Origin of the sequence: Actibacterium ureilyticum (genome assembly GCF_002285435.1) — a bacterium.
Lineage (GTDB): Bacteria > Pseudomonadota > Alphaproteobacteria > Rhodobacterales > Rhodobacteraceae > Actibacterium_C > Actibacterium_C ureilyticum.
Map to the genome: position 1 here is coordinate 1 of NZ_NSBT01000032.1, position 7089 is coordinate 7089.

A 7089-nucleotide genomic window follows, 5' to 3' on the forward strand; every position below is an offset into this window, starting at 1 on the left:
GCAAGAGTTGGATGGGCTGTTCGGCGCCTGACAGGCGGTCCCGGACCGAAGGCTGACTTAGCCGCCTTCCTGGATCGCCGCGATCCCGAGAACATTGAAGACAGCGCTGAGCGCTTCGAAGATCGTGCGGGCGGATGGCTGGAAGTAATGACAGCCGCAGCCGAGTTCCACCCAATCACCCGAGCTTGCATGGGCTTTCATCTCTGGAGTCTAGCGGGCCTCGGACAACACGGCGACCAGATCGAAGCCGCCGTCACCGCGTCCAGGATCGCGGCCTGCGACGGAAGCGGCGCCGTCTTCGCGCCGCTGGCTATGGGCGGGGCAGGGGGGCTGCGTGTTTCGGGCTTGCCGCCCGAACGTTTGGCCCGCTGGTTGGATGGGATGAACAGCGCAATTCTAACGGCGATGCGTCATCTAGATGGTACCCAAACATGGAGTGTTCGGGCGGAAGGAGCCATGTCTCAGCTTTCGGGCAGAACTCCGGCGGCTCTTCGTACCGCGTTGACAGAGTGGCCTTTGGTGTCGGCCCCGATGGCGGAGGCACTAACAGGCGCAAGTCGCGCGGCTGTTCAAAGGAACCTCGCATGGATGGAAGAGAGAGGCCTGATCCGAGAAGTGACACAACAAGGACGCTTCAGGATGTGGCGGGCGACAGTCTAGTGTTTGACTTTCAATGGCTTGCATCTCTAGATCAACGTAAATTTGGAAATCCAAACCCATGGTAGAGAAGCATTTTTGAATGGCACTTTTCGGCAAGCAATTTTTCAAGAGCTCGGATGCCCGGGCGGAAGACGCCTATAGATCAGGCGTCTTGGCCGTGAGCGCCAAGAAATTCCAAGAAGCTTATGACCACTTTAATCGGGCCGCCGAAGGTGAGCACGGGTCTGCATATTACAACCTGTTCCTCCTGCACGGAGGCGGCTATCTGCCCACCTTCGATCTCGATGCCGCGGCGGACAATTTCTACAAGGCGGCGGCAATTGGTCATCCCAAGGCAGAGCAGCAGCTTTACATGTTGGAGGGTGCCGATCGCGCCGGTTTCGGAATGGACAACCTTGCCGCTTTGGCCTCAGGCTCAGTCGAAACCGGCTTTCTGCCACCGATCTTAATGGTCTGTGCAAGTCGTTTTGTGAACGCCGTCAGCATCAAGTATGGTGCTACGATGGACGTCATTGCCTATGAGTTGGACGCCGCGAGCGCCAGCGAAGACGAATATGTGCAAGCTTTCATTCGCCGAACGGGAGTAGCCTCAAGTTTCTACAGGGGAGGCTTAAATCGACTTGTCGAAGGATCTGCTGCAGACCAGATCACCGATGGTCTGAACGATTTCAGCTTGGCTCTCAGCCGGTCCGGAATGGGAAGTAAACTCGGAAAGATGGCCCGCTGCACTGTAGTCGGCCACATGATCAAGAAATCGTATCTGGGAGAGAACGCATCGCCGCTTCTGGGCGTAAAGCGCTTCTTCGAGGTCTGAATGCAAAACGGACCGCCATCAGTTCGACATAGCGTGCAAGATGAAACGGACAGCCTTCAGAAGATTATGCCCCGCAGCCGAGCGTTTTCGGTCCCACAAATGTCATTTGGCACGGCCAATGCCTTGTTTCGACAGGTGATGGTGGGCGGTCCAGGCAATGATTGAGTGGCTGATCGGTGCGGCGGTTTTCGGATTGGTTGGCGAACTCTTCGGCGCATCGCGTCGGCCGTCATCGGCTCCGTCTTACCAGCCTGTCAGCGCCCGCCCAAAGTTTACCCTGACACCACAGGTTGCCGATGAGCAGAAGCCAGAGACCGCGTGGGATGTCGCAAAGTTTCTTGAGATGTCTGCGGCCTTGGACTGGCTTGAAAGCCCGTCCTGGTACCCTGCGGCTTGTGTGACGCCACCGATCCTGTCCGAGGCTGCAAAATATCGCGGCTTTCTGAAGCAGGAACTGGCGCGAGTAGAAGGGATGATCGCCGACAAGGCGGTTTGCGGACGGATCAATGACTTCTTGGAAGATCCCAAGCTTGCCAGGGAGGGCGCCATAGCGGCGCACCTGGAACGCGAACTTGCCCGTTGGACGGGCTTTCTTGACGGCGTCGAGTCTCAGCCACTCACAGCAGAACAGCGGCGCGCCGTGCTCAGCGAAGAAGACGCCACACTTGTTCTGGCTGGTGCGGGGTCAGGCAAGACGAGCGTCATAACTGCGAAGGCAGCTTACCTGCTGAAGTCTGGGACGCGTGAGTCAGGAGAAATTCTTCCATTGGCCTTTGGGAAAGAGGCCGCAAATGAGATGGCTACGCGCATAGGCCGGGCGTGTAATGAGCCAGTCAAGGCGTGGACATTCCACGCGTTGGCCTACCACATCATCGGCCACGTCGAGGGCACGAAACTACCTCTTGCTTCACATGCCGGAGACCAGAAGCGGTATTCCGATCTGATCCGGCGGATTCTTCGGCAGCTGGTCGCGACTGACGAAAAGATTGCGAATGTGGTTGTCGATTGGTTCACTCAGTTCCCCATCGAATGCGGCAGCGAATGGGACTACGATACCAAGCACGCTTGGTATACCCATGTCGAAAGCCTCAATCTTCGAACGCTTCAAGGCGAAAAGGTTCGCAGCTACGAAGAATTCCTGATCGCTAACTGGCTGTATCGAAACGGTATCGATTATGAGTACGAGCCGCAGTACGAACACCGACTGCCAGATTCGGGGCGGCGAGCCTATACTCCAGATTTTCGCCTGACCGAGAGCGGCATCTACCTCGAACACTTCGGTGTCAGAAAAGCCAAGTCACCAATCGGCTTTGGAGAGATGCTTGTCACCGCGCCGTTTGTCGATCGCAAGGAATACCTGGCGTCGATGGACTGGAAGCGAAAAGTCCATGCCAGTTTTGAAACTGAACTCGTCGAAACCTATAGCTATGAACGTCAAGAAGGTCGCCTTCTCGAGGCGCTGGCCGAAAAGCTTGGTCCACACGTAACGCTGCGGCCGCGGCCGATTGAAACCATCTATGACCGCGTCGTCGAGATGGGGCATGTCGATAGCTTCACGCAGCTGCTTGGCACGTTCCTGCTTCAGTTCAAGGGCGGCAGCTATACCCTGGCAGCGTGCCGATCAAAGGCGGACAAGCTCAACATGGGCGAACGCGGCAAAGCGTTTCTGGCGGTTTTTGATCCAGTGTTCCGCCAATATCAGCATGAATTGGGCGAGAGGATCGACTTCGAGGACATGGTTCTTCGGGCCGCTAAATACGTCGAGAGCGGGGCGTATCAAAGCCCGTTCCGGCATATTCTCGTCGACGAGTTCCAGGACATCTCGCAAGATCGGGCGCGTCTTGTAGGCGCCTTGAAGGCCCAACATGAGGAAGCCCGGATTTTCGCGGTTGGGGATGACTGGCAGTCGATCTATCGCTTTGCTGGTGCGGACATCCATATCATGCGCAGCTTTGGCCAGAAGTTCGGCGGCGAGTTCGGCCCTCAGAAGGATATCCATCAAGTCGTGGACCTCGGCCGCACTTTCCGGTCGGTGGACAAGATCGCTCTCGCAGCGCGACGGTTCATTCTTCAAAACCCCGCACAGATCGAAAAGACGATCATTCCGGCTGGCGAAGCAGAAGGCCCGGCGCTGCGTGTCGTTTGGACGAAGAAGGCCAAACAGGAGAATGAACTTCTGGAAGCGTTAGCCAATCTGACGGTACTCGGGGCCGAGGATCGCGGATCCAGCAAGGTGACCAGCGTTCTTCTATTGGCAAGGTATCGCCACGAGCGGCCCGACATGGCGGCTATCGGTCGAAAGTTCCCAAACCTGTCGTTGAGCTTCAAGACAATCCACGGCTCAAAGGGCCTTGAAGCCGATCACGTCGTCATCCTTGGATGCAACAATGGCAAGTATGGTTTTCCGTCCGAAATCACCGATGACCCGATCCTGAGCCTTGTCTCACCGGAAGGAGAGCCATTCCAACACGCCGAAGAACGGCGGATCATGTATGTGGCAATGACCCGCGCACGCTCAACCGTCACGCTGCTGGCGTCCGAAGCTGAGCCCTCATGCTTCGTGCGAGAACTGGTTTCTGATACAGAATACTGCCTGGCAACCTCGACCGGGTCGATGGCGGGTCACGTACCCTGCAGCGAATGCGGCGGGCGCTTGCTTCCAGTGCCTGCCCGGGATGGACGCGTGTGGTACCGATGTGAGCACAGCCTCATGTGCAGCAATTACATGCCCGCCTGCAGTAACTGCGGGATTGGGATGCCGACGGTCTCCAGGTCGTCAGGCAACCTCGAGTGCTCACATTGCGGAGCGGAACATCATGAATGCCCAAAATGCTCCGATGGCTGGCTTGTAGAGAGGCATGGGCGCTACGGCGATTTCTTTGGCTGTATTCGCTACCCCGATTGTACTGGAAAGGCATCCGTGTCCGAAATAAGGGCACGTGAGCCGGACTGACCGGGGGGCACGCAATCTCAAGCTGGTCGACGCCAAACCTGAGGGGTGATCAATTGTATCTTTAGCCTCAAATCAACTTCTGGCACTGATGTTAGCCGCGAGATCAAAGGTTCGCGCGGAGAAACATTGAACAAACAAGAGCATGCGAAGAAAGGAAGATCATTGTTTGGTCTCTTTAAGAAAGAACCCCAGAGCAAGCTTCGTGTAATGGGGCATGATTTGGAAGTCGTTTCGATTACTCGAGGTGGAAAGATCCTGTTCACAGGAGAAACTGCTCGAAAGTTTCCCAAGGATCACTTTGAGGGAACGATCATGGAAGTTGCATTCGTTTGCAAATCCGGCAGCCCGTATTTTGCCTACTATACCTGCCCAGACTACTACTTCGCTGTTGCTGCGCCTGGCGGCTCCGCGTCTTTTGGCGGCCCCTTCGAAACCGAGAAATTTCGATCGACCGCTTCCCAAGCTATAGGAGCCTTCGTCGTCAAGTTGTTGAAGGACACCCTCAAACTTGATGCAGGCAGAGAAATTATCTCATTTAGCCATAACCGAGCACACACCAATACCCTCGCGTACGTTTCGTCGATTGGTGAATGGGCTCCGATTCAGGAAAATGACGACGAAGGTGAGGGAGCATCTGAGCGAAAGGTTGTCGCCGTGAATGCTGGCCATGTCGACATTTCCGACGTGATCGCCGTAGATGAACTTTCTCCGTCAGCCAGATGATAGAACGGTACATCTCGAGAGTGCGCCACGCCGGCTCTGTTGATGCCTTTATGAAGGGGCATTTGGCCCGAGTCCGAATTTAGATACGAAGAGGTCCCCAAAGCGGATTGAGTGTTCCTTGATCCTGACGCGCACTGCCGCCACCGGTTTATCTGGAAATCTCGCCTGCCAGCACCGCTCGTCCGTGCACCGCCAAGGTTGCTGAAAACCTCTGGCACCCAAACCTGCGGATCACATCGAGTACCCGCGCTTCGTAGGCAGCGTGTCCGATCAAGCGACACAAGTCGGACGCGTGGAACTGGCGGTTCGCAGTAGGTGCGGCTTGCATCTGTCTCAGCAATTCGCGCTCTTTGGGGTCCGTTATTGGTCTCGCGGGCGGCTTGACCGCGGGACGAGATGGAGTTCCCGACGAATTCCGCCATCGGCGCATGAAGCCAAGCAGGAAGCCGGCCGGCACCTTCCCGTTGCCTCGGGACCGGTTGAAGGCGTGGAAGCGATCCCAGATGACCTGGGTGTCAACGTTCCAGCAGGGCAGCGTGGCCTTCGCTGCCTTGATGAGCTCTGCCCAACTGGTCTGAAAAACGTTCGAACTCGCGGTGATGTCGATCAGTCCTGAGAAGATAGTTTTGTTATTATTATCTCTAGATAGTGATGTGTCGCCTTCACCTGACACGAGATCATGGGTTTCACTCTCCTTGTCGAAGGCGGAAAACCGAAAGATCCAGGGCGCGAACTTGCCATTCGGCTTTGCCCGCTCGAGCTGCAACTCCGACGTCTCAAGTTCGCTCAAAAGAACCGAAAGATACTGCCGTGAGACACCCATCTTTTCCGCAAGGGCCGAGAGGGTGAAGGCTGCCGTTCCGCGCGCCAAACCGTTGTAGCCATCCTTCCAGGCGATGGCATCGAGGATAAGGGTGGCAAGCTTGTGCGCTGCAACAGAGAGATTTGTCTGCGTGATCCGTCGCAGGATCAGGCCGGTCGTAGGTTCCATGGTCGAGGTCTCCTTGGAGATCCGACGCCATGTCGTGAGACAACAACATTCTTGCCAGCAAAACAACTTTGCTGGTTGCGGGTGTCTTAGCCGTGCGCTAGGAAACTCTTGTTCACGGAGTTTTCTTGCACGGCGTCAGGCTTCACGGTCTGGCGTCGTCTCCTTTTCGGGGGTTTTGCACAGCCTTTCGTGCGGGGTTGTGATGACGCGCGCGGCAAGACCGCGAGCAGATTTTGTCAGTAGCGAACTTCTTCAGAACCATAGTTCCCGGCGTGATCACGCCAGTCGACGAAGACGGAGCGGTAGAAGTAGCTGCCACATCCATTCGGGATGCTCAGGCCAGATGCAGCCGGCACCTGGCCCACGTTGGATCTTGTCCATCGGTAATCGCCTTGCACGCCGTAGGACCCCAATCGCGTGGAGTCGCTGCGATTGCAGTCACCATCTCGGTTTTCGTGCTGGCGGTACTGAATGTGATAGACGCGAATGCTGCGCACGAAATCAAAGGCGTCGCCTGAGATGTCGATGTCGGCTTGTTCATCCGCCTGGACGCGAACAAGGGGTATCGGAGTCGATACCTGCGGTTCGGGCGGATCGCGAAACGTGATGTCATAAAGGCGTTCCATAGCCGACAACGGACTTGGTTCGTTGAACGACACACCCATCGGACACCGCCAGATTTGTAGGGGCGGCTCGATCGGCCATGGCGTGATCCGCCGAATGAAGACCGCTCTGGCATGGGCGCAGGGCGCGGAGGCAGGCCAGCCGCCCGCAAGGCAGAGGAGGATCGCACAGTCCACTTGATAGGCCTGAGCCGGCCCTGACGAGGCCATTAGTCCGGATATGCTTATTGCCGTGGCTGTGGCCACGCCGTGGATCACGTGCTTCATGATGCCGACTCCATCTATAATGGTGCAGCGATACGAAACAACATTACCGATAGCAAGG

The 7089-nt window shown here is 56.6% G+C and carries 5 protein-coding genes and 1 pseudogene; 4 read left to right on the plus strand and 2 right to left on the minus strand.

Annotated features, from left to right (window positions below):
- The 4 genes and pseudogenes from CLM60_RS21200 to CLM60_RS12050 all read left to right on the plus strand — a co-directional run.
- Positions 1–660, plus strand: a pseudogene (locus tag CLM60_RS21200) (hypothetical protein); the annotation flags it as partial.
- 79 nt (positions 661–739) lie between these two features.
- Positions 740–1474, plus strand: a complete 735-nt coding sequence (locus CLM60_RS12040) for an SEL1-like repeat protein (protein ID WP_095589407.1) — start codon at positions 740–742, stop codon at positions 1472–1474.
- A gap of 157 nt (positions 1475–1631) precedes the next feature.
- Entirely contained in the window at positions 1632–4427 is a 2796-nt protein-coding gene (locus CLM60_RS12045; RefSeq protein ID WP_095589408.1) for a UvrD-helicase domain-containing protein, read from the plus strand.
- 126 nt (positions 4428–4553) lie between these two features.
- Positions 4554–5150 (plus strand): hypothetical protein, encoded by a 597-nt coding sequence (locus CLM60_RS12050; protein ID WP_141246504.1) that lies wholly within the window; start codon positions 4554–4556, stop codon positions 5148–5150.
- A gap of 148 nt (positions 5151–5298) precedes the next feature.
- Here the strand turns inward: CLM60_RS12050 and CLM60_RS12055 are convergent, their stop codons facing one another.
- Together CLM60_RS12055 and CLM60_RS12060 are read right to left on the minus strand one after the other, a co-directional pair.
- Complete coding sequence (locus CLM60_RS12055; RefSeq protein WP_095589410.1) at positions 5299–6141, minus strand: hypothetical protein; 843 nt, start codon at positions 6139–6141, stop codon at positions 5299–5301.
- Between the two features lie 236 nt (positions 6142–6377).
- Positions 6378–6974 (minus strand): hypothetical protein, encoded by a 597-nt coding sequence (locus tag CLM60_RS12060; RefSeq protein ID WP_425427193.1) that lies wholly within the window; start codon positions 6972–6974, stop codon positions 6378–6380.
- Positions 6975–7089: the final 115 nt, after the last annotated feature.